Below are 22255 nucleotides of genomic sequence, written 5' to 3'. Positions count from 1 at the left end.
TCACACTCCCTCGACGGGGCGGCGGCGCAGCAGGCGCTTCAGCCGCAGCCGCCAGGCCGTGTCCCGTTCGCCGACATGCACGCGGGGAAGGGCGAGAACGCCGGACAGGTCGCCGGGTTCGGTGGCGCAGGCGTAGCTGTAGCCCGCATCCCGCACGGCGTCGACGGCGCGGTGGTCGACCCGTCCGTACGGGTAGCAGAAGCCGTGGACGTCCGTGCCGAGCACGTCGCGGAGCGCTGCTCTGCTGTCCCTGACCTCGGCGCGGAGCAGGGCGTCGTCGGCCCGGGTCAGGTCCACGTGGGTGAGGCCGTGCGAGCCGATCTCGACACCCTCGGCGGCGGCCTGCCGGATGCCTTCGGCCGACAGCAGCGGCTTGCGCGGGCCGCACGGGTCCCAGGCGTTCTCGCCGCCGAGCCGGCCCGGCAGCACGAACAGCGTGGCGCCGCAGCCGTGGCGGCGCAGCAGCGGCAGGGCGTGCGTGACGAAGTCGGCGTACCCGTCGTCGAAGGTCAGGCCCACCAGGTCCTGTCCCTCTCCCCGGGCGCGCGCGGCGAGCAGCTCGTGCACCCCGGCGCCGCGCAGGCCCCGGCGGCGCAGCCAGCCGAGCTGCCGGTCGAGGCGGCCGGGGGAGACGGTGATGCGGTACGGGTCGTCGGAGCAGTCGTCCACGGAGTGGTACATCGCCACCCAGGGCGCCGGGCCCGTTCGGCGCCGGGATGTGCCGGCTGCGGGGGCGGCCGAGGGGCCGCGGTCAGCGGAAACGAGCATGGGAGAGCCTCCGGGTGACGGTGTGGAGTGCGGGTGCCAGGCGCTGTCCGCCCGGCTTCCGGGCGAGCAGGAGGAAGACGACGGTCACGGCCGTGCCACCGGCCGCCAGCCCGAGGACGGGGGAGTCGACGAGGCTCGCGCAGAGCGCGCCCACGCCGCAGGCGGCCACCGCCGCCCGCAGCGGCCTGCCCAACGCGGCCAGCAGCGGCCGGACGCGGACCGGCACGCCGCGTGTCTCCATGCCGTGCAGCAGGATCAGGGCGGTGAGGGTGATGCCGACCGCGTTGGCCGCGGCGATTCCCAGCACGCCCCACGAGCCGACCGCCCCCGCGCCGATCCACGCGGTGGCGACGATCCCGGCGGCCATCGCGGCCACGGGGTACCAGGTGGGCCGCCCCGCCGAGAAGTAGGACCGGACGAACACTCCCACCAGGGCGTGCCCCAGCAGGCCGAGGGCGTACACCCGCATGACGGCGGCGGTGGCCGCGGTGTCCTGCGCGGTGAAAGCGCCCCGCTGGAACAGGAGGTGGACGAGCTGCGGGGCGCACGCGACGACGGCCGCGGTGCCGAGCAGCACGAGACCCGACACCGCCCGCAGATCGCGCTCGACGCGGTCACGGGCCCGCTCGGTGTCGCCCTCGGCCAGTGCCCGCGACACCACCGGGAAGGTGACCGTGCACAGCATCAGGGCGACGACCATCGGCATCTGGGCCACCTTCTGGGCGTAGTTCAGATGCGAGATGGCGCCGGCGGGGAGCGTGGAGGCCAGGAAGCGCTCGATGAGGACCTGCGACTGGCGGCACAGGGCGAACAGCAGGACGGTGACGACGAGGGCCAGGTTCATGGCGCGCCGGTCCACCGCCGGGGAGTCCGTCACCTGCTTCCCTGGGGGCGTCCGCCTGCGACGCAACTCCCGCAGCAGAGAAGGCAGTTGGGTGGCGACCATCAGCGCCCCGCCCACCGCGACGCCGACCGCCGCAGCCCGTACGCCCCACCGGCCGCCGAGGACGAACATCGCCGTGATCACAGCGGTGTTGTAGGCGACGTAGATGGCCGCGGGCGCGACGAAACGGCGGTGCGCGCGCAGGGCCGCGCTGCAGTAGCCGGCGAGACCGAAGGTCAGGACGCAGGTGCCGGTCAGGCGGGTGCAGTCCACCGCCAGCCCGGGGTCCGGGAGCCCCGGCGCCAGCACCTGGACCAGGTACGGCGCCCCCCAGACGAGCAAGGCCGACACCACGGCGCACGCCAGGGCCAGGCGGGGCAGCGTGGCGCGGACCAGGGCGCGCACCGGATCGCCCGGGCCGCCCCGCGCGCGGCGGGCCACGACCGCGCTGAACGCCGGTACCAGGGCGAAGGCGAGGCCGTCCTCGATCAGCAGCGTCGACGCGAACTCCGGCACCGTCCAGGCGACCAGGAAGGCGTCCGTCTCGGTCCCGGCCCCGAACAGATGGGCCAGCGCCTGGTCCCGGCCGAGGCCCAGCAGGGCACCGGCCAGCGAGAGGACGACGGTGACGAACGCGGCCCTGGCCAGGAAGCCGCGCGAGACACAGGTGGTGCCTGCGGTCTCCTGGGTGTTCGGGGGGCCGGCTGTGTCCGGGCCGGGGCGTGCCGGGGCGACCGTGGTGTCCTCTGCCCGCGGGGGTGTGAGCGTCATCGTGCCGCGGCCTCCCCGGAGAGACCGGATGCGGCCGGCTCCGGACGGGCCAGCGCCCACCACGCCGTCAGCCCGAGGCAGACGGCGGTGAGGACGGTCGAGGGCCCGCCGATGTCGGCGTACGCGAAGTCGGTCAGCTGCCAGACCAGCAGCCCGCAGGCGACGAGCCCGCAGTCGAGACCGGCGTCCCGCGCCCTGCGGGCGCGGACCAGCCTCCGCAACCCCAGCACCAGCAGCGCCAGCCAGCTCCCCGCCAGCGCCAGCAGCCCGGTCAGGCCCTGCTCACCGAGCAGCAGCAGGTACATGTTGTGCGGCGACAGCAGGGGCTGCTTCCGGTACTCCATCCCCGCGCCCTCGACGTCGCTGCCCGAGGACAGCGCCAGTGAGGCGTGGCTGTCGCGGTGGTCGGGGAAGCCCTTGAGGCCGACGCCCGTGAGCGGCCGCTCGCGCCACATGTCGGAGGCCGCCGCCCACATCGTGTACCGGTCGGTCACCGACTGGTCCGGGGCGTCGGCGACCTGTCCGATGCTGCTCAACCGCTCCTGAAGCAGGGCGGACCCGATGCCGAACCCCCCGACGAGAACCACGGCGGCGGCGGCCACGGCCGCGCCCACCGCCACGGCCCGCCGCAGGCCCGCCAGCACCAGCTGCGCCGCGCAGGCGAGGGCCGTCGCGATCCACGCGCCGCGGCTGAAGGACACGGCCAGCGGCACGAGGAGCAGCACCGCGCACACCACGGCCCACACCCGCTGCCGCACGGGCCCCGGTACCAGCGCCAGACCCACCGCGCACACCAGTCCGAACCCGACCACGGTCGCCATCCCCGTGACGTCCCCGGGCCCGAAGGTGCCCACCGCCCGGATCTCCTGGCCCATGTACGAGGCGCCCGTCCCGGTCGCGTACTGGTGCACCCCGACGGCCCCCTGCCACACCGCGAGCGCCACCACCGACCAGGCCAGCAGCCGCACGTCGCGCCGGTCGCGGACGAGCAGCATGACGGCCGCGGGCACGAGTACGAAGATCTGCAGGTAGCGCGAGAATCCCGTGACCGCCGCGCCGGGCTCCCCGGCTCCCGCCGCCGCGACCGCGATCCCCACCACGGGCAGGCCCAGCACCACGGCGGCCGTCGGCGACAGGGGGCGTCGCCGGCGGTGCAGCAGTCGTACGGCGCAGCACAGCACGACGGCACCGGAGGCGGCGTCGGCGGGAGTCCAGCCGCCCTCGCCGCCCGGCGCGACGGGCAGCGCCAGCAGGGCGATCACCGCGATCACCGGCAGGACGGGCATCAGCCCGCGAGCGGCCGGCAGGGCGCGTGCGTGTCTCACCGGCGTTCAGCTCCCCGTCGGGCGGGTCAGCGCTGCGGCCGTGCGCAGCAGGATGCGGATGTCCAGCCACAGCGACCAGTCGTCGATGTACGCGTTGTCGAATCGGGCGCGGTCCTCGATGGAGGTGTCGCCGCGCAGCCCGTGGACCTGGGCGAGCCCGGTGATGCCGGTGCGCATGCGGTGGCGGGCGGCGTAACCGGGGTGGGTGCGGCTGAACCCGGCGACGAAGTACGGGCGTTCGGGGCGCGGCCCGACGAGGCTCATGTCGCCGCGGAAGACGTTCCACAGCTGGGGCAGCTCGTCGAGCGAGGACCGGCGCAGGAAGCGGCAGAACGGGCTCATGCTCCGCTCGCCCGCCACGCTCCAGCGGGTCGCGGCCTCGTGCACGTCGGCCGGGCGGTGGGTGCGGAACTTCAGGAGCGTGAAGGGGCGGCCGTCCTTGCCGACGCGCTCCTGACGGAAGACGACGCCCGGCCCCTCGCTGATCCGCAGCGCGACGGCGCAGACCAGGAGCACCGGGCCGGCGAGGACGAGCAGCACCCCGGAGACCAGCACGTCGAAGACGCGCTTGGCGGGGCTGTCGTAGCGGCGGCGGAAGTCCAGGCGGTGGCAGGAGAAGCCGGCGATCCGCTCCCGCGCGGCGGAGGGCCGGGGCGCGCGGCTCCCGGCCCGGTCGTACGCCGCCGGTACGTCGGCGTCGACCTCCCACAGCGCGCAGCCCGCCTGGGCCAGCTCCCGTACCCGCGGGTCCTGGGCGCTGGTGGGCCGCACGACGAGCACGGCCCGTACGCCGTTCTGGATGACGGCCCGCTGCACCTCCTCCGGCGTGCTAAGCACCGGCAGCCCCTCACCGTCGGCCGCGTCGTCGGCGACGATGCCCACCGGTCTCAGACCGCACTCCGCGCGGCGCAGGAAGGCGGCGGCCACGCGCCGGGCGGTGGCGGGCGGGCCCACGACGAGGGCCGCGGCGGGGTGGCGGGCCAGGGTACGGCGGCGACGCCAGTGCACCGCGCCGCGACCGGCGCAACCGACCGCCGCCTGCAGGGCGCAGCCGGTCAGCAGCGTGCCGGCCGACAGCGCGTGCGCCGGGGAGAGCGCCGCCACCAGGGCCGCGAGCGCGCACCAGCTCAGGGTGATCCGGGCGCACACGGCGGGGAGTTCGTCCATGACGGCGGGTACGGCGACGGGCCGGTACAGCGCCGCCTGCGCGTTCAGCCAGAGGACGGCGAGCAGCAGGGGCGCGGTCAGCAGGGGGTGGGGGAGGGCCGGCGCGGCGGTGAGCGCGGCGACCGCGTCCGCGACGAGCAGGGGCAGCGCGGGTGCGCCCCGCGCCGCGGTTCGCTGCCGGGCGGGGAACCGGTAGCCGCCGGGGGCGCCGCGCGGGGGGAGGACCGAGAGGGGCGGAAATCCCGGTTTCGTCGGCTGGCCTGCGGGCGGAGGGACGGTACGTTCGACGGTCACGAGCGGATGGACTCCCTGCACTCGGTGTGTTCCGCGCCGTGGGTGACCGTGCGCCCGGAGCCGAGGAGTTCGCGGTAGAGGGCCGCGACCGCCTCGGCCGAGTGCCGCACGTCGTGCGCGGTCAGTACGTGGCGGCGCCCCTGGCGGCCGAGCGACTCGCGCAGCGGCGCATCGAGCAGCAGCCTGGTGAGCGCGTCGGCCAGCGGGCGCGGTCGGCCGGCGGGAACCAGACAGTGCGCCCGGTGGCCGGGCGGCAGGCTCTCGCGGGCCCCGGCCACGTCCGTGACCACCACGGGCCGCCCGCACGCCATCGCCTCCAGCGGTGCCAGCGCCATGCCCTCCCAGCGGGACGGCAGCACCACCAGGTCGGCGGCCTGGTACCAGGGCGCGGCATCGGCGACGGCACCGGCGAACAGCACGCCCTCGGGCGCCCGGTGCCGCAGCCGCCCCTCGTCCGGCCCGTCCCCGACGAGCACCAGCCGGGCCCCGGGCACCCGCCGCAGCACCGAGGGCCACGCGTCGAGCAGCACGCCCTGACCCTTCTGCCGACACAGCCGCGCCACGCACACCACCAGCGCAGCGGCTGGATCGAGGCCGGCGAGCGGTGCCGGAACGGCTCGTGGAGCGGTGCCGGCGGTGGGGCGGAAACGCTCCGGGTCGACCCCGTTCGGGATCACCCGGCAAGGGGCACGGACTCCGGCGCGTACGCCCAGCGCGCGCTCCGCCTCGCTGACGCAGACCACGCGGGCGGTCCACCGCACCGCCCACCGCTCCCACGCCAGGGCAGCCGCCGCCGCGAGACCGCCGACCGCCTCGAACGACCAGGCGTGCGGCTGGAACACCGTCGGGAACCGCCCCCGTACTGCCAGCCGGGCGGCCAGCCCGGCCTTGGCGCTGTGTGCGTGCAGCACGTCGGGCCGGACCTCGCCGACGACGCGCGCGAGCCGACGCACCTCATCCGGAAGCGACCGTCCCGGCGCCCGCGTGGCGGGCCAGTGCCGTACGCCCGCGCCCAGCTCCCGCAGCGCCTGTGCCAGGTCGCCGTCGGGACAGGCGACGGTGACGTCGAGACCGGCCGCACGCTGTGAACGCACCAGATCGGCGACCACACGGGCGACGCCGCCGTCCACCGGCTGGGTGACATGGAGGATGTGGGGCGAAGCCGCCCGCCGCGTCGCGCTGAGCAACGATCCGGAGGGGTGGCTGCTCATCACCGCGCGGAACGATCTGAAAGGCCGGCGTTCCGGCCTGACGGGCTGTCGGACAGGCGGATCCCCGTGCGTGCCGCAGTGGAAAGACCCCGGGCGTTACGCATGACCGGCGTTGCCCTTTCGCGAAGAACCTTAGGGTTTCTGACGATTCGTGACGAGTCACTCTATCCCGGAATCTCTCTCATATCGGGCAAGAGGGATGAGAGGGTCGAAACTTCCCGCATCGTGGTCGGGCGACCCCGCCCGGCCTCTGGCCGACGCGAGCGTCACGTCGTGGGTGCTGCGCCGAACGGGGTGGCGCTCCCGGAGGGGGTGACAGGGCCTCTCACCAGCGGAGATCCGGTCCTTGGGCAGGCCGGACGTCACCCGTTGTGCCCGCTCGGTTGCGGAGGGCTGTCGCCGAACTGAGGGTGGCCCCAAGACCTACGCCTCCCTGCGAAAGGACCCCCATGCCTGCTTTCTCGGCACGGCGCATAGCGACCTCCGCGCTCTGCGCCACGTTCCTGCTCGGCATCACGGCTCCGGCCGCCGTGGCGGCCGACACGGCGCGCGACCGCACTCGTGAGTCGGCCCCTGCCTCCGACGCGGCCACCCTGCAGAGCCAGGTGCAGCAGCTGGGTTACATCGGCGCGGTGGTACCGCCGGTCACCACGCTGATGGACGCCGTGCTCAAGGCCCAGAACCACCGGCTGCCCGCCACGGAGGCGACCAGGCTCGGCGACGCGGCCAGGATCGCCATCGCCAGAGTCGCGGCGAGCCCCATGACCCCTGGTGCGACAACTCCCGCGACGCCGACGACCCCTGGCACGACGACTCCCGCTACGCCCGGCACCACGCTCCCCGCGCCCCTGCCCGCGGTGCCGAGCACTCCGACGACGTCGACGAACCCCGCGTCCGTGCCGCCGCCGGCGGGGAGCGCGTCGCGTCACGACGCGAGTGTGCGCGCCGATACCCTGATCGAGGCGCTCGCCGAACTGCAGGAGTCCGTGGACGCCCTGGTCGTCGCCGCCCAGTCCGGTGACGTGGCCGGCGCCATCGCCGCCGTCACGGACGTGGCGAACAAGCTCGCGGCCGTCGTCGCCGCCATCCTCGGCGGCACCGGCCTGCCCGTTCCGCCCATCCCCGGCCTGCCGGTGGACACGCCTTCCTGAGAACGGGAGTTGTGCGCGTGGCGAAGCGGGCACAACTCGTCCCCTTCTCCGGACGTCGTACCGACCCTCGCGCGGGACGGTACGACGTCCGTTCGCGTGACGGACGTCGCCTCGCCCGCCCGTCCGCTCTCGCCTCGCGTTCATAGGAGGATGCGAAACACGGATAAGACATGCCCTTCATTCGGGTGAGTTTTCCTGCGGAGGACAGGGGTTTTCCGCGTTCGGGGTTTCCACGGCGCGGGGGGCTCGTTGGAGGAGGTGTAGCAATTACCGCTGGTGACTTTCGGGTTGCCGAAGAAAGGAACACGATGAAGTCTCTGAAGGCTGCCGCCGTCGTTGCCGGGTCTCTGCTCGTGGCCGGTTTCGCCACGCCCGCTCTCGCCCTGGACGGCGCGGGGGTCAAGCCCGCCGACCTCGGCGGAGCGGTGAACAACGCCGTCAAGGGCGTCAAGGTGGGAGGGTCGGACGCGACGGACCTGCTCGGCTCGGAGAACGCGCTGGCGCCCAACGGCGTCCAGAAGGCCACCGGCGCCCTCGGCAAGCAGGGCAACATCAAGCTGACGAGCTGAGTGCCCGCTCCGAACTGAGCGGTCCGGGCGCCCTGTTGTCCGAGGCTTTCGCCGGACCTCTACCGGGCTTTTCGCGCACCGTGCTTCGGGCGCCTGCGACCGCCCCTGGGCCGATTCCGCCGCACGCGGGATCGGCCCTTTTCGACCGTGCTCCGCGCAAGGGCGGGACCGACCCGTGACGAGGAGGAGACAGACCGTTGGCGAGCAACAGACCACCCCGGTGTGCACCGGTACACAGTGAGCCCCTGCCCGTCGACGACCGCATGTCGGCCGGCGCCGGCCACAGACGGACGACGACGGCACGCCGGCGAGTGGTGCGGGGAGCGTTCGCGGCGGCCCTCGGCGTGATGGCCGCGCCGTTCCTGGCGGCGTCGAGGTCGGCCGGCGCGGAGAAGGCGCGGTTCGACGAGACCTATCGCGGGCGCCGCATCACCGGCGTCAGATGCGGCGGGCGGTGCGGGAGCGGCGGCTCCGGCACGTGGCACGTCACCGTGGACGGTCGGCCGCTGCATCTGATGCGCCGGGCGGACGGCAGCTGGCTGAGCATGATCGACCACTACGAGTCGTACGCCACCCCGCTCGCCGCAGCGCGCGCCGCCGTCGACGAACTCGGCCCCGTCGCACGGCCGGGCACGCCCGGCGGCAGGAGCCGTCACCCGCAGGACGGTCATACGCCGAGTGGGGCCAGGGGAGCCGAGAGGGAGCATCGCCATGGTGTACATCCGTAAGGACGTCAGCACGCTCACGCCGTCCGAACGGCGACGCTTCGTCAACGCGCTGCTGGAGGTCAAACGCCGGGGCGAGTACGACGAATTCGTGCGCACGCACATCCAGTACTACACCGCCGACGGCGAGCGCGGGCTGCGCGTCGCCCACATGGCGCCGTCCTTCCTGCCCTGGCACCGCAAGTTCCTGCTGGACCTGGAGAACGCGCTGCGCCGCGTGGACGAGTCGGTGACCCTGCCGTACTGGGACTGGACGCGCGACCGCACACCGACCGCCGTGCCGTGGACCGACGACCTGCTCGGCGGCACCGGGCGGCGGTCGGACCGGCAGGTGATGTCCGGCCCCTTCGCCTACCGTCACGGCCGGTGGACGATCAAGGTGGGGGTCACCGACACCGAGTACCTCATGCGTGACCTGGGCCGCACCCGCGACCCGCTCACGCTGCCCACGTCCAGGGATCTGGGGCGCGTCATGCAGGAGACCGTCTACGACACGTCTCCCTGGGGCTCCACGTCGGCCAAGGGGTTCCGCAACAAGCTCGAGGGGTGGGGGCCCGGGTCGGGACCCGCGTCGTGGCTCACCCACAACCGGGTGCACCGTTGGGTCGGCGGCCACATGGTGGGCGGCGCATCCGTCAACGACCCCGTCTTCTGGATGCACCACGCCTTCGTCGACCTCATCTGGTCCAGCTGGCAGCGGCGCCACCCCAATGCCCGTTATCTCCCGGCGAAGCCACCCGCCCCAGGGAACGACCAGCACGGCCGGGTCATCGCACGGCACGAGAAGATGCCGCCGTGGGACGTCACACCGGACGAGCTGGAGGACCACAGCGAGATCTACCGGTACGCCTAGTCAGTTCCCGGTCGGCGTACCGTCGAGCTGCTCGGGGGCAGGCGGCGGCCGACGCCGTTCAGGACGTCACCCGGGCCGCGCGCGTCAGGGGGACGGGAGGACCCGTACGGGCGACCCGGCCAGGTAGGCGCGGATGTTCTCGACCGCCTGGCCGTAGTACGTCTCGTAGTTGGCCCGCGACACATAGCCCAGGTGGGGCGTGGCCAGCAGGCGTGGTGCCGTGCGCATCGGATGGCCGGCGGGCAGCGGCTCCATGTCGAAGACGTCGACGCCGGCGCCGGCGATCCGGCCCTCGTGCAGGGCGGCGAGGAGGGCGTCCTGGTCGACGATCGCCGCGCGGGAGGTGTTGATCAGGTAGGCGGTCGGTTTCAGGAGGGCGAGTTCCGCGGGGCCGAGGAGCCCGCGGGTGCGGTCGCCGAGGGCGAGGTGGACCGACACGAAGTCGCTGGTCGCGAGGAGCTCCTCCTTGTCGGCGGCGAGCTCGACGCCGACCTCGTCGGCGCGTTCCCCGGTGAGGTTCTGGCTCCAGGCGCTGACCCGCATGCCGAAGGCGAGGCCCACCCGGGCCACCCGACTGCCGATCTTCCCGAGGCCGAGCAATCCCAGACGGCGGCCGTACAGGTCGGCGCCGACGGTGGACTGCCAGGGGCCACCGGTGCGCAGGGCGGTGCTCTCCTCGACGATGCCCCGGGCGAGTCCGAGGAGCAGCGCCCAGGTGAGTTCGACGGGCGGCGTGGAGGAACTGGCCGTGCCGCACACGGTGACGCCGTGTGCCTCGGCCGCCGCGTAGTCGATGACCGAGTTGCGCATGCCGGAGGCGATGAGCAGCTTCAGCCGCGGCAGCCGGGCGATGAGGGAACCGGGGAAGGGGACGCGCTCCCGCAGGGTCACCACGATGTCGAACCCGCCGAGGGCCGCGGCGAGGGCGTCCTCGTCGGCGAAGTGGGTGTCGAAGGAGACGACCTCCACGTCGTCCGCGATCGGCGACCAGTCCGTGGCCTCCGCGGCCACCCTCTGGAAGTCGTCCAGCACAGCGCAGCGCAGCCGCACGTCGTCCCCTCTCTCCGGTGCCCGCTCGGACCCGTTCCGACGCTCCCGGCGCTCCGGGGCTCGGTACGGGGCGGCGAGACCGACTCTATGACGGGCCTCGAGGGGACGAGGAAGGGCCAGAGGGCGAGCAACGGCCTGTGGAGTGCGGTGTGAAGGGGTGTCCGGCGAAGTGACGTGGCTCAGCACCGGTTACGGCGTGCGTGCGGCCGACGCCGAGAAACCTGGGTGTTTCTTCGCGGCCCCAAGCCTCGGACGGCTGTCAGTGGCGCCCCCGGCAGGACTCGAACCTGCGGCCAAGCGCTTAGAAGGCGCCTGCTCTATCCACTGAGCTACGGGGGCCTGGTGTGGTGGCCTCTGTCGTGGTGCCCGGGTGTGGGCTGATCCGTGACGTGCCGGGGACAAGGATAGGGCTCCCGCATCCTTGCCCCTGTTGCTTCGCCTCCGTGGCTCGATGTGGAGGTTCGGTGAAGCGGTCCTGATAATCGCAGGCAGGTACGAATCGTGCACCGCTTTCGGCCTCTCACGCAGCGGGTGTTGTGCACTCGTTATGCCAGGACCGCGCCCGTGTCCCAGTAGTCCCTTCCGTCCCTTCTGTTCCCTCGGCGCGCAGACATGCTCATATGCTTCAGAATTCCCCTAAAATTGGGCATTCTTCACATGTGGTGACCTTGGACGTAAGGCCTCAGCTGCTCGACGCACTCTCCGCCCTGCGCGACCGTGTCGCCGCCGCACGCTTCCCGCTGCCCCTGGCGGGGGCTCCACGCGCGCGTGCCAACCGCGACGAACTGCTCGCGCAGCTCGACGATTATTTGGTGCCCCGCCTCAAAGAGCCCGAAGCGCCGTTGCTGGCCGTCGTGGGAGGTTCCACGGGGGCCGGGAAGTCGACGCTCGTCAACTCCCTCGTGGGTCGGCGGGTGAGCGAGGCGGGCGTGCTGCGGCCGACGACCCGGACGCCGGTGCTGGTCTGCCATCCGGAGGACCAGCACTGGTTCAGCGGGATGCGGGTGCTGCCCGACCTCACCCGCGTGTGGGGGCCTCAACGGGAGCCGACGGACGACCTGCTGCTGCCCGGCGAGAACCCCGCGCGCGTGCTGCGCATCGAGACCGCCGACACGCTGCCGCCCGGCCTCGCCCTCCTCGACGCGCCCGATATCGACTCCCTGGTCTCCGACAACCGGATCCTGGCCGCCGAGCTGATCTGCGCCGCCGACATCTGGGTGATGGTCACCACGGCCGCCCGGTACGCCGACGCGGTGCCCTGGCACCTGCTGCGCACCGCCAAGGAGTACGACGTCACCCTGGTCACGGTGCTGGACCGCGTGCCCCACCAGGTGGCGACCGAGGTGTCGCGGCAGTACGGCGCCCTGCTCACCAAGGCCGGCCTCGGGCACGTACCGCGGTTCACCGTGCCGGAGCTGCCCGAGTCGGTGTGGGGCGGCGGGCTGCTGCCGGGCAGCGCCGTCGCGCAGCTGCGCACCTGGCTCGTCCACCAGGCGCAGGACGCGGCGGCCCGGCAGCACGTCATGGCCCGCACGGCGTACGGCGTCCTGGAGTCCCTGAAGTCCCGGATGCCCGAGCTCGCCAGCGCCGCCGCGGCGCAGCACGCGGCCGCCATGCGGCTCACCGCCGCCGTCGACTCGGCGTACGACAGCGAGAACACGCGCGTGCGAGGCCGGCTGCAGGCCGGGGCCGTACTCGCCGGGGACGCGCTGAAACGGTGGCGCGCCTTCCCGCTCGACTGCACCGCCGGCGAGCTTCTCGACGCCCTCGTGGAGAGCCTGAGCGCGGTGCTGCTGTGCGCGGTCACCGCCGCCGACGAGCGCGTCAACGACGCCTGGCGGCGCGAACCGGCCGCGGCCGCCCCGGAGCTCGCCGACCGCGACTGCGCCCCGGAGAGCGCCGAGCACCGCATCGAGCTGGCCGTACGGCGGTGGCGGCGGGAGCTGGAGGAGTACGCCGAGGAAGAGATGCGTGAGCTCGACCGGAGCCTCGCGCCCGACCCCGAGACGGTCGCCGCCCTGGTCGCCACCGCGCTGCTCGGCGGCCGCCGGGGCCGCACGGCGGGAGAAGGGCTGGCCGAGCGGATCGGCGCGCACCGGGCGCTGCGGCTGCGCGAGCGGGCCGGGCGGCTGCTCGTCGAGCATGTCGACCGGGTCATGCACGCCGAGCGCGAACGCCGTCTCGCCCCGCTCGACGCACTGGAGGTGCATCCGGAGCCCCAGGCCGAACTGATTGCCGCGCTGTCCGTACTGCAGAAGGAGAGGTGACCGGTGACCGCCGTCACTGACCAGGACCACACCGAGCACCACGACCAACGGGACTCCCGGGGTTCCCGGGACTGTGAGGACTCCCGAGATGCTCGTGATGGCTGTGACTCAGGCCAGACCCGTGATGCGAGCGACCTCGGTGACCCCAAGGCGGACGCGGGCGCCGTGGAGGAGCAGCGGGGCGATCAGGCCGGGAAACGGGCCCATGAACAGGACGCTCCCGAAAGCGGCTCACCCGGGGAGGCCGCTTCCGCCGGCAGTTCCGAGGGCCCTGCGACGGAGGGCGGGCGGCAGCGGGACGCCGAGGTGCGTTGCGAGGGACGCGCGCACGACGCCCACGCGCGCGTGGCGGACGCCGACGCCTCCATCCGCCCGGGCGCGGGCGGTCGTACGGACTCCGCGGGTGCGTGGGACGACGGGCTGATCGCGCGGCGTGTCAACGAGACCGTCACCGAGCGGCCCTACCCCGTCATGGAGAGCCGAGCGCCGGTCGCGCCGGGTGTGAGCCCTCTGGCGTACGACGGTCCGCTGAGCTCGCGGCTCGACGCGCTGCGCGAACTGGTGGGGCTCTCCCGCACCCGGCTCGACAGCAGGACGCTGGCCGAGGCCGGCCGGGTCCTCGACGAGGCGGCCGCGCGGCGCAGACTGTCGGGGCAGCACACCGTCGTCGCCATCGCGGGCGCGACGGGAAGCGGCAAGTCCCAGCTGTTCAACGCGCTCGCCGGGGTGGCCATCTCGGAGACGGGCGTACGCCGGCCGACCACCGCCTCGCCCATCGCCTGCAGCTGGAGCGACGGGGCGGCCGGCCTCATCGAGCGGCTCGGCATCCCGCCCCGGCTGCGGCGGCGTCCGCTGCAGAGCGAGGTGGACGGGCAATTGCGCGGGCTCGTCCTGATCGACCTGCCCGACCACGACTCGGCGGCCGTACAGCACCGCGAGGCCGTGGACCGCGTCCTGGCGCTCGTCGACGCGGTCATCTGGGTCGTCGACCCCGAGAAGTACGCCGACGCCATGCTCCACGAGCGCTACCTGCGGCCCATGGCGGCTCATGCCGAGGTCATGTTCGTCGTCCTCAACCAGATCGACCGGCTGCCCGGCGAGGCCGCCGAGCAGGTCCTCGACGACCTGCGGCGACTGCTCGACGAGGACGGCATCGCCCTCGGCGAGTACGGCGAACCGGGCACGACCGTGCTCGCGCTGTCCGCGCTCACCGGGGACGGCGTCGGGGAACTGCGCGAAGTGCTCGGCCAGTTCGTGGCGGAACGCGGCGCCGCCGCACGCCGGATCTCGGCCGACGTCGATCTCGCCGCCGCGCGGCTGTGGCCCGTGTACGCGACCCGACGCCGGACCGGGCTCAGCGAGGAGGCGCGGGAGGAGTTCTCGGCCCTGCTCGCGGACGCCGTGGGTGCCACGGCCGCGGGCGAGGCCGCCGAACGCGCGTGGCTGCGCAACGCCAACCGCGCCTGCGGCACCCCCTGGCTGCGGCTGTGGCGCTGGTACCAGGGTCGGCGCGAAGCGCCCACCGGCCGGTTCCCGCTGCGCACCCAGGCGGACGAGGAGGCCACGGCCCGGCAGCGGGTCGAACAGGCCGTACGCATGGTGGCCGACCGGGCGTCGGCCGGGCTGCCGGCGCCGTGGGCGCAGGCGGTGCGGGAGGCGGCCGCACGCGGCTCCCAGGGGCTGCCCGAGGCGCTGGACGAGCTCGCCACGCGCGCGGGACTGCCGCCCGGGCGGCCGCCGCGGCCGGGCTGGTGGCCGGTGGCCGTGCTCGCCCAGGCATCCATGACGATCCTTCAGTTCCTCGGAGGGCTGTGGCTGCTGGGCCAGATCATCGGGTTCATGTCGCCGAACCTGGGGGTGCCGGTGCTGCTGATGGTGATCGGCATCGTCGGCGGGCCGCTCATCGAGTGGAGCTGCCGGATGGCGGCCCGCGGCCCGGCGAGGCGGTACGGGCAGGAGGCGGAGCGGCGATTGCGGGAGGCGGCGGCGGGCTGCGGCCGGGCCCGGGTACTCGATCCCGTGGCGGCGGAGCTGCTCCGGTACGGGGAGGTGCGGGAACAGTACGGGCGGGTCATCGGGGTGGGTGCCCGCGGATGAGCGGTGCGACGGTGGGGTGACTCACTCGTTCGAGTGGCGGAGTTTTCCCCAGGTGGGCGGTGGTCCACAGGGCTCGGCGGGCTCGGCCCGGCGGAGGCAGTCTGGCGTCACGGCGCTCGCGACGAACGCGATCGCCGTGTCGGCGGCGGTCGGTGCGTCATGCACGGCCGCCGCGTCGGACGCAGCCGTACGGGACGGGCCCGTACGCGTGTCAGCCCGGCGTCGGAACCGGGCGAGGGAGGGATTCGCGATGAACGAGACGATGGTCTGCGCGGTCGGCCGGGTGGCGACGCCGCCGGTGTACCGGGAGCCGGTGTCCGGTCCGTCGGCGAGGTTCCGGCTGGCGGTGACCTCGCGCTACTGGGACCGCGAGAAGAACACGTGGGCCGACGGGCACACCAACTTCTTCACGGTGTGGGCCAATCGGCAGCTCGCCACGCACGTGCAGGCGTCCCTGTCGGTGGGGGAACCGGTCATCGTGCAGGGCAGGCTGAAGGTGCGTACGGACGTGCGCGAGGGACAGAACTGGACCTCGGCGGACATCGACGCGGTGGCGATCGGCCACGACCTGACCTGGGGCACGTCGGCCTTCCGGCGCGCGGGCCGGCCGGAGACGGCGTCCGCGCCGGCGCAGCCCGAGCCCGACTGGGAGACCCCCGCGGATTCCGGCGCAAACGAGGCCCAACCGCGGCGGGAGCCAGCGGCAGTGACGTGACGTCAGCTGCCCGGGCGACGGTGGTGGGCCCGCGGCTCTTCGGCGGGCGCGTACCGGACCAACCGGGGTGGAATTGTCGATAAGCCCTGTTCAGCGGTGGTCTCCGCGATAACGATTCCGAGTCGGATCGGGCGCCCGGCGGCATCCCCGGGAAGCGGGCTGCGCGGCGTCCCTAGGATGCCGGGCATAGCTCTCGGAGCTGGGAGATTCTGCTGGTGGGACCGTCCCCCCACGTCAACGGGTCCTGCTCGAAGGGGAATTTGGTGATTGCTGCGTTCTCTGCGTTGTCCGCGCGCAGGCGAGGGGCCGTCGGCCTCGGTGCCGCGACGCTGGTGTCCGGGCTCGTCACGGCCGGGGTGATGGCCGGTGCCGGCACGGCCGGCGCCGAGGAGACAGCGCGGAGCGAGAGCGGGGCGACCGCCACCATAGGCGGGCTCAAGACGTACGGCGCCGCGGTCATACATGGCGAGCCCGGGGACCAGCAGGTGTCGGCGGGGCTGTTCGAGATGTCCGTCGAGGGCGGCGGCACCCTGCAGACGTACTGCGTGGACATGCACAACCCCACGCAGAAGGACGCCAGGTATCACGAGACCGCCTGGGACGGCACCTCGCTGGGTGCCAACAAGGACGCCGGCCGGATCCGCTGGATCCTGCAGAACTCCTACCCGCAGGTGAACGACCTCGCGGCGCTCGCCCAGAAGGCGGGGGTGCGCGGCGCGCTCACCGAACAGGACGCCGCGGCCGGTACGCAGGTGGCCATCTGGCGCTACTCCGACGACGCGGACGTCGACGCCGTCGACCCGCAGGCCGAGCGGCTCGCGGACTACCTGGAGAAGAACGCCCGCGACCTGCCCGAGCCCAGGGCGTCGCTCACCCTCTCCCCGGCCGCGGTCTCCGGCCGCCCCGGGGAGCGGCTCGGCCCGGTGACGGTGGGCACCAACGCGAGGGGTGTGACGGTGTCACCGCCGGCGGACGCCGCCACCAGCGGCGTACGAATCGTCGACCGGACCGGCAGGGCGGTCACGTCGGCCCGGGACGGCAGCCAGCTGTTCTTCGAGGTGCCGAAGGACGCGCCGGCCGGGACGGCGCAGCTGACCGTGCAGGCCTCCACGACCGTCCCGGTCGGCCGGGCCTTCGCGTCGGAGGGCCGCAGCCAAACGCAGATCCTGGCCGGCTCCAGCGCGTCGACGGTCTCGGCGGCGGCCAGTGCGACGTGGGGCGAGAGCGGGGCGCTGACCGCACTGTCCGCGGAGAAGAACTGCGCCGAGGGCGGGGTGGACCTCACGGCCGTCAACGAGGGCGACGAGCCGTACACCTTCGAGCTGGCCGGCACGAAGCACACCGTCGCCGCCGGGGAGACCCTGACGGTGACGCTGCCCCTGCCGGAGGACCAGGGGTACGACTTCACCGTCCAGGGGCCCGGCGGCTTCGAGCAGCGGTTCACCGGCATGCTCGACTGCCGCACCCAGGGCCCACAGGGCGGCGCCACGACCCAGACCCTCACCGAGCCGAGCCCGGCGACGGTCGCCGGCCCGACCTCGCCCACGAACCTGGCCGCGACCGGCTCCTCCAGCGCCACCCCGTTCATCGCCGGCACGGCGATCGCCCTGGTCGTGATCGGTGGAGCGGCCCTGTTGATCGTCCGCCGCAGGCAGACGCCGCCGCGGGACTGAGCGGCGCGTGGGGCTGAGCGGCATTGCGGGACTGCGCGGGCACCGGGGGACTGGGCGGCGCCGTGCGGCACGGATCCTTGGCGACTGCACATGCCGATCATCTCTGGGCCGTCCCTGGGCCGTGCGAGGCTGCCCGAAGCCGACCAACGGCGACCGGCAGTGACAGACGAGCCACAGCCATCAGCGGAGAAATCCCAGGTCAGAAGCCCAGCAGCATACGCGTTTCCACCCTGGCCTAGCCGTACGGCAAGATGGGGTGTATCTGCCCACTGCCAGATTTCAAGCTGCCGGACGGTTTCTCTTGGCTGAGTTCATTTACACCATGCGCAAGGCGCGCAAGGCGCACGGCGACAAGGTGATTCTCGACGACGTCACCCTGAACTTCCTGCCGGGTGCCAAGATCGGCGTCGTCGGTCCGAACGGTGCCGGTAAGTCCACCGTCCTCAAGATCATGGCCGGGCTGGAGCAGCCGTCCAACGGTGACGCCTTCCTCACCCCCGGCTACAGCGTCGGCATCCTGCTGCAGGAGCCCCCGCTGAACGAGGAGAAGACCGTCCTGGAGAACGTCCAGGAGGGTGTGGCCGAGATCAAGGCCAAGCTCGACCGGTTCAACGAGATCGCCGAGCTGATGGCCACCGACTACTCGGACGCGCTCCTGGAGGAGATGGGCAAGCTCCAGGAGGAGCTCGACCACGCGGAGGCCTGGGATCTCGACGCCCAGCTCGAGCAGGCCATGGACGCCCTCGGCTGCCCGCCCGGCGACTGGCCCGTCACCACCCTCTCCGGTGGTGAGCGCCGCCGCGTCGCGCTGTGCAAGCTGCTGCTGGAGCAGCCGGACCTGCTGCTGCTCGACGAGCCCACCAACCACCTCGACGCCGAGTCGGTGAACTGGCTGGAGCAGCACCTGGCCAAGTACCCGGGCACCGTCGTGGCCGTCACCCACGACCGGTACTTCCTCGACAACGTCGCCGGGTGGATCTGCGAGGTCGACCGCGGCCGTCTGCACGGCTACGAGGGCAACTACTCCAAGTACCTGGAGACCAAGGCTGCCCGCCTCAAGGTCGAGGGGCAGAAGGACGCCAAGCGGCAGAAGCGCCTCAAGGAAGAGCTGGAGTGGGTGCGCTCCAACGCCAAGGGGCGGCAGGCCAAGTCCAAGGCGCGTCTGGCCCGGTACGAGGAGATGGCCGCCGAGGCCGACAAGATGCGGAAGCTGGACTTCGAGGAGATCCAGATTCCGCCGGGGCCGCGACTGGGCAACGTCGTCGTCGAGGTCAACAACCTCAGCAAGGCCTTCGGCGAGAAGGTCCTGATCGACGACCTCTCCTTCACGCTGCCGCGCAACGGCATCGTCGGTGTCATCGGTCCGAACGGCGCCGGCAAGACCACCCTGTTCAAGATGATCCAGGGCATCGAGCAGCCCGACTCCGGCGCCATCAAGGTCGGCGACACCGTCAAGATCTCCTACGTCGACCAGAGCCGCGAGAACATCGACGCCAAGAAGACGCTGTGGGAGGTCGTCTCCGACGGGCTCGACTACATCAACGTCGGCCAGGTCGAGATGCCCTCCCGGGCGTACGTGTCCGCGTTCGGCTTCAAGGGCCCGGACCAGCAGAAGCCGGCCGGGGTCCTCTCCGGCGGTGAGCGCAACCGGCTGAATCTGGCGCTGACCCTGAAGCAGGGCGGCAACCTGCTGCTGCTCGACGAGCCGACCAACGACCTGGACGTGGAGACGCTGTCCAGCCTGGAGAACGCCCTGCTGGAGTTCCCGGGCTGCGCCGTCGTCGTCTCCCACGACCGGTGGTTCCTCGACCGTGTGGCCACGCACATTCTCGCCTACGAGGGCGAGTCCAAGTGGTTCTGGTTCGAGGGTAACTTCGAGTCGTACGAGAAGAACAAGATCGAGCGGCTCGGCCCGGACGCGGCCCGTCCGCACCGTGCCACCTACAAGAAGCTGACCCGGGGCTGATCTTGCGGCACATCTACCGCTGCCCGCTGCGCTGGGCGGACATGGACGCGTACGGCCACGTCAACAACGTGGTGTTCCTGCGCTACCTGGAGGAAGCCCGTATCGACTTCCTGTTCCGCCCGGACAAGGACTTCCAGCAGGGGTCTGTGGTGGCGCGTCACGAGATCGACTACAAGAGGCAGCTCGTCCACCGGCACGCGCCGGTGGACATCGAGCTGTGGGTGACGCAGATCAGGGCGGCGTCGTTCACGCTCACCTACGAGGTCAAGGACGGCGACCAGATCTACGTCCGGGCCTCGACGGTGATCGTGCCGTTCGACTTCGAGGCGCAGCGGCCGCGCCGGATCACGGCGGAGGAACGGGAGTTCCTCGAGGAGTACATGGACGAGGCCGACTCCGCCGACGGTGCCGACGAGGGGGAGGCCGTCGCCGCATGACGGTGCTCCACCTCGCCGACGAGGGGGAGGCAGCGGACCTCGCCGCCTTCCTCTCCCGGCTGCTCCACTACGACCGTGGGGCGGCGGTGCGTCTGCAGGCGGCGGGCACGGCGCTCGCCGTCTTCGGGCGGCCGCCGTCCTTCGAGGTGCTGGCGGTGCGCGCGGTACGGCTGGTGAAGCCGTACGAGAACGGGCTGGAGGTCACGCTCGACGTGACCGTGTCCGCCGGTGAGCTCCTGGAGTCGGTGGACGAGACGGCGGCGACGGCCGTCGTGCCGGGCGCGGTGACCGGTCCGCCGTGGGCGGGTGTGCTGCCGCCGCGCGGTGGCTGGCGCAGCGAGCCCGGGCTGCCGGCGCCACAGGCCCTGCGGGCGCTCGTGACCGCCGCGGTCACCGAGTTCCGGTCCCGTACGGGGGAGCTCGCGCCCGAGCGGCGCACCCGTGCCGAACTCGACCGGATCGGACGGGAGATCTGGTCCCGCACGGTGGGGGACACCGACCTGCCGGTGCGGGCGGTGCACGCCGCCCAGTCGCTGGGGTTCCTGCGTCCCGAGAGCGAGGGCGGGCTCGGCCTGGTCTCCTCCGGGGCGTGGCTGCGGCTGCGTACCCCGTACGGATCGATCGCGGTGCGGCGGGCCGGAGCCGGGGCGCTGGGCCTCAGCGTGCGCTGACCGTGTGCTCACCGCGCTGACCGCGCCCACGGTCCCTCCGGCCGCGCGAGCCGGATCCGGAGGGCGCCGGATCCGGGGAGGTCAGTCCGGGGTGTTCACCATGGACGCCGCCGCGTACGTCAGGTAGTTCCACAGCGTCCGCTCGTGCTCCTCGGACAGGCCGAGATCGTCCACGGCGGCCCGCATGTGCTTCAGCCACGCGTCGTGCGCCGCCCGGTCCACGGTGAACGGGGCGTGACGCATCCGCAGGCGGGGATGGCCGCGGTTCTCGCTGTACGTCGTCGGGCCGCCCCAGTACTGGATGAGGAACAGCGTCAGGCGCTCCTCGGCGGGGCCCAGGTCCTCCTCGGGATACATGGGCCGCAGGAGCGGATCCTCGGCGACTCCCTCGTAGAACCGGCGAACGAGCCGGCGGAAGGTCTCCTCCCCGCCGACCTGCTCGTAGAAGGTCTGCTCCTGAAGCGTGCCGCGCCGGATCTCCTTCACGTGGGTCTGCCTCACCAATCTCATGCGGTCCGCCCCGAGGCTGTTCGGCCGGGGGCCCGGGGGACGTCCCCGGGGAATGCAGTACGCCGTCCATGGTCTCAGACGCGGGGAACCAGGACTCCAGGCGTAGGACCACCGGATCGCCCCGGGGCGCCGGTGGCCGCCCGTACCGTGGAGACATGGGCGGGCACGCGATCGACAAGGACCTGGAGGCTCTCGCCGCCTCGGCGCGGGCCGCGCTGGTGCGGGAGATCGACGCGAGCGGCGCCTGGGCCGCCGACCCGGTGTGGCGGGAGGCGTTCGCCGCGGTCCCCCGTCACCTCTTCGTGCCGTACTACTACGTCGGCGTCGTCGCAGGCTTCGAACGCCGCTGGGGCGAGAGTCCCGACCGGCCGGCGCGCGAGCGGTGGGTGCGCGGCGCGTACCAGGACGCCCCGCTGGCGACGCGGCTGCGCGACGGCGAGCTGCTCTCCTCCAGCAGCCAGCCGTCCCTGATGGCGGCGATGCTGGCCGAGCTGCGGGTCGAGGACGGCGACAGGGTCCTGGAGATCGGCACCGGCACCGGCTACAACGCCGCCCTGCTCGCCCACCGGCTCGGCGACGAGCAGGTCACCACCGTCGACCTCGACCCGGAGATCACCGAGTCGGCCCGCCGGCACCTGGCCGCCGCCGGGTACCACCCGGTCGTCGTCACCGGTGACGGCGCGCGCGGCGTGCCCGCCCGGGCCCCCTTCGACCGGATCGTCGCGACGTGTGCCCTGCCCTCGATCCCGCGCGCCTGGCTCGCCCAGTGCCGCCCGGGCGGCCGGATCCTCACCCCGCTGGCCACGGGGCTGGTCCTGCTCACGGTGCAGGACGCCGAGCACGCCGAGGGCCGCTTCCTGCACACGCCCGCCTACTTCGTGCCGCTGCGCGGCTCCGACCGCTCCGGGGCCCCGGCGCCGGCCCTGGGCGGAGTGCCGCACCGGGCCAGGGAGAGCGACGTGTTCCGGTTCCTGCTGGCGCTGACCCGCGGCAGCCTCGACCCGCAGGAGGCGTACGCGCTGTGGGACCGCGAGGGCATGCCGCAGCGGGAGCGGTACGGCATCACGGTCAGTGGCGACCGGGAGTGGGCGTGGCTGGACGACCCGGAGGGGCCGTACGCCTGGCCCCTCCCGGCCTGAGTTTGCCCGGGTG

The 22255-nt window shown here is 73.1% G+C and carries 19 protein-coding genes and 1 tRNA gene; 12 read left to right on the top strand and 8 right to left on the bottom strand.

Annotated features, from left to right (window positions below; genetic code table 11):
- The 5 genes from ACFPZJ_RS02620 to ACFPZJ_RS02600 are packed head-to-tail and all read right to left on the bottom strand — an operon-like array spanning position 1 to position 6419.
- Positions 1–768 carry a polysaccharide deacetylase family protein gene (locus tag ACFPZJ_RS02620; RefSeq protein ID WP_381016535.1) on the bottom strand — a complete coding sequence of 256 codons (768 nt, stop codon included), beginning with the start codon at positions 766–768 and terminating at the stop codon, positions 1–3.
- Complete coding sequence (murJ, locus tag ACFPZJ_RS02615) at positions 752–2422, bottom strand: murein biosynthesis integral membrane protein MurJ (protein WP_381016533.1); 1671 nt, start codon at positions 2420–2422, stop codon at positions 752–754. Before murJ ends, ACFPZJ_RS02620 begins: the two co-directional genes overlap by 17 nt.
- Positions 2419–3747, bottom strand: a complete 1329-nt coding sequence (locus ACFPZJ_RS02610; protein WP_381016532.1) for an O-antigen ligase family protein — start codon at positions 3745–3747, stop codon at positions 2419–2421. Before ACFPZJ_RS02610 ends, murJ begins: the two co-directional genes overlap by 4 nt.
- A 6-nt stretch (positions 3748–3753) precedes the next feature.
- A complete protein-coding gene (locus ACFPZJ_RS02605; RefSeq protein ID WP_381016529.1) occupies positions 3754–5208 on the bottom strand; it encodes an exopolysaccharide biosynthesis polyprenyl glycosylphosphotransferase in 1455 nt (484 codons plus the stop codon).
- A complete protein-coding gene (locus ACFPZJ_RS02600; RefSeq protein ID WP_381016526.1) occupies positions 5205–6419 on the bottom strand; it encodes a glycosyltransferase family 4 protein in 1215 nt (404 codons plus the stop codon). Before ACFPZJ_RS02600 ends, ACFPZJ_RS02605 begins: the two co-directional genes overlap by 4 nt.
- Before the next feature lie 449 nt (positions 6420–6868).
- On the opposite strand from ACFPZJ_RS02600, the gene ACFPZJ_RS02595 reads away from it, so the two are divergent.
- The 4 genes from ACFPZJ_RS02595 (at position 6869) to ACFPZJ_RS02580 (ending at position 9717) form a co-directional block, all read left to right on the top strand.
- Positions 6869–7570 (top strand): hypothetical protein, encoded by a 702-nt coding sequence (locus ACFPZJ_RS02595; protein WP_381016523.1) that lies wholly within the window; start codon positions 6869–6871, stop codon positions 7568–7570.
- A 308-nt stretch (positions 7571–7878) separates the two neighbouring features.
- Entirely contained in the window at positions 7879–8139 is a 261-nt protein-coding gene (locus tag ACFPZJ_RS02590; RefSeq protein ID WP_381016521.1) for a hypothetical protein, read from the top strand.
- 263 nt (positions 8140–8402) lie between these two features.
- Entirely contained in the window at positions 8403–8867 is a 465-nt protein-coding gene (locus tag ACFPZJ_RS02585; RefSeq protein WP_381016518.1) for a tyrosinase family oxidase copper chaperone, read from the top strand.
- A complete protein-coding gene (locus ACFPZJ_RS02580) occupies positions 8851–9717 on the top strand; it encodes a tyrosinase family protein (protein ID WP_381016515.1) in 867 nt (288 codons plus the stop codon). Before ACFPZJ_RS02585 ends, ACFPZJ_RS02580 begins: the two co-directional genes overlap by 17 nt.
- Before the next feature lie 84 nt (positions 9718–9801).
- Here the strand turns inward: ACFPZJ_RS02580 and ACFPZJ_RS02575 are convergent, their stop codons facing one another.
- Together ACFPZJ_RS02575 and ACFPZJ_RS02570 are read right to left on the bottom strand one after the other, a co-directional pair.
- Positions 9802–10767, bottom strand: a complete 966-nt coding sequence (locus ACFPZJ_RS02575) for a D-2-hydroxyacid dehydrogenase family protein (RefSeq protein WP_381016512.1) — start codon at positions 10765–10767, stop codon at positions 9802–9804.
- A gap of 263 nt (positions 10768–11030) precedes the next feature.
- Positions 11031–11106 (bottom strand) — tRNA-Arg (locus ACFPZJ_RS02570).
- Between the two features lie 320 nt (positions 11107–11426).
- Between ACFPZJ_RS02570 and ACFPZJ_RS02565 the strand changes: the two genes are divergently transcribed.
- The 7 genes from ACFPZJ_RS02565 to ACFPZJ_RS02535 all read left to right on the top strand — a co-directional run bounded on the left by ACFPZJ_RS02565 (position 11427) and on the right by ACFPZJ_RS02535 (position 20593).
- The gene (locus ACFPZJ_RS02565; RefSeq protein ID WP_381016510.1) at positions 11427–13034 is read left to right on the top strand and encodes a dynamin family protein; all 1608 of its coding nucleotides are present in this window, start codon (positions 11427–11429) and stop codon (positions 13032–13034) included.
- Between the two features lie 3 nt (positions 13035–13037).
- A complete protein-coding gene (locus tag ACFPZJ_RS02560; protein WP_381016508.1) occupies positions 13038–15131 on the top strand; it encodes a GTP-binding protein in 2094 nt (697 codons plus the stop codon).
- A 250-nt stretch (positions 15132–15381) separates the two neighbouring features.
- Positions 15382–15846 (top strand): single-stranded DNA-binding protein, encoded by a 465-nt coding sequence (locus ACFPZJ_RS02555; protein ID WP_381016505.1) that lies wholly within the window; start codon positions 15382–15384, stop codon positions 15844–15846.
- Positions 15847–16109: 263 nt separating this feature from the next.
- Positions 16110–17519 carry a Cys-Gln thioester bond-forming surface protein gene (locus ACFPZJ_RS02550; protein WP_381016502.1) on the top strand — a complete coding sequence of 470 codons (1410 nt, stop codon included), beginning with the start codon at positions 16110–16112 and terminating at the stop codon, positions 17517–17519.
- A 301-nt stretch (positions 17520–17820) separates the two neighbouring features.
- On the top strand, positions 17821–19485 hold the full coding sequence (gene ettA, locus ACFPZJ_RS02545; protein WP_381016499.1) for an energy-dependent translational throttle protein EttA: 1665 nt from the start codon (positions 17821–17823) through the stop codon (positions 19483–19485).
- A gap of 2 nt (positions 19486–19487) precedes the next feature.
- A complete protein-coding gene (locus tag ACFPZJ_RS02540) occupies positions 19488–19922 on the top strand; it encodes an acyl-CoA thioesterase (RefSeq protein WP_381016497.1) in 435 nt (144 codons plus the stop codon).
- Entirely contained in the window at positions 19919–20593 is a 675-nt protein-coding gene (locus ACFPZJ_RS02535; protein WP_381016494.1) for a DUF8185 domain-containing protein, read from the top strand. Before ACFPZJ_RS02540 ends, ACFPZJ_RS02535 begins: the two co-directional genes overlap by 4 nt.
- A gap of 81 nt (positions 20594–20674) precedes the next feature.
- Here the strand turns inward: ACFPZJ_RS02535 and ACFPZJ_RS02530 are convergent, their stop codons facing one another.
- Complete coding sequence (locus ACFPZJ_RS02530) at positions 20675–21079, bottom strand: globin (RefSeq protein WP_381017287.1); 405 nt, start codon at positions 21077–21079, stop codon at positions 20675–20677.
- 179 nt (positions 21080–21258) lie between these two features.
- Between ACFPZJ_RS02530 and ACFPZJ_RS02525 the strand changes: the two genes are divergently transcribed.
- Entirely contained in the window at positions 21259–22242 is a 984-nt protein-coding gene (locus ACFPZJ_RS02525) for a methyltransferase domain-containing protein (protein ID WP_381016491.1), read from the top strand.
- Positions 22243–22255: the final 13 nt, after the last annotated feature.

Origin of the sequence: Streptomyces bullii (genome assembly GCF_042657145.1) — a bacterium.
Taxonomy (GTDB): Bacteria; Actinomycetota; Actinomycetes; order Streptomycetales; family Streptomycetaceae; genus Streptomyces; species Streptomyces bullii.
Note: the sequence above shows the minus strand (reverse complement) of the source record. Positions and strands in the feature narration are given on the sequence as shown.

Bases quoted from the DNA above. Each gene is read 5' to 3' on its own strand.
- ACFPZJ_RS02580 (WP_381016515.1), top strand. From the start codon at position 8,851: ATGGTGTACATCCGTAAGGACGTCAGCACGCTCACGCCGTCCGAACGG.
- ACFPZJ_RS02535 (WP_381016494.1), top strand. From the start codon at position 19,919: ATGACGGTGCTCCACCTCGCCGACGAGGGGGAGGCAGCGGACCTCGCC.
- murJ (WP_381016533.1), bottom strand. From the start codon at position 2,422: ATGACGCTCACACCCCCGCGGGCAGAGGACACCACGGTCGCCCCGGCA.
- ACFPZJ_RS02585 (WP_381016518.1), top strand. From the start codon at position 8,403: ATGTCGGCCGGCGCCGGCCACAGACGGACGACGACGGCACGCCGGCGA.
- ACFPZJ_RS02620 (WP_381016535.1), bottom strand. From the start codon at position 768: ATGCTCGTTTCCGCTGACCGCGGCCCCTCGGCCGCCCCCGCAGCCGGC.
- ACFPZJ_RS02525 (WP_381016491.1), top strand. From the start codon at position 21,259: ATGGGCGGGCACGCGATCGACAAGGACCTGGAGGCTCTCGCCGCCTCG.
- ACFPZJ_RS02590 (WP_381016521.1), top strand. From the start codon at position 7,879: ATGAAGTCTCTGAAGGCTGCCGCCGTCGTTGCCGGGTCTCTGCTCGTG.
- ACFPZJ_RS02555 (WP_381016505.1), top strand. From the start codon at position 15,382: ATGAACGAGACGATGGTCTGCGCGGTCGGCCGGGTGGCGACGCCGCCG.
- ACFPZJ_RS02600 (WP_381016526.1), bottom strand. From the start codon at position 6,419: ATGAGCAGCCACCCCTCCGGATCGTTGCTCAGCGCGACGCGGCGGGCG.
- ACFPZJ_RS02595 (WP_381016523.1), top strand. From the start codon at position 6,869: ATGCCTGCTTTCTCGGCACGGCGCATAGCGACCTCCGCGCTCTGCGCC.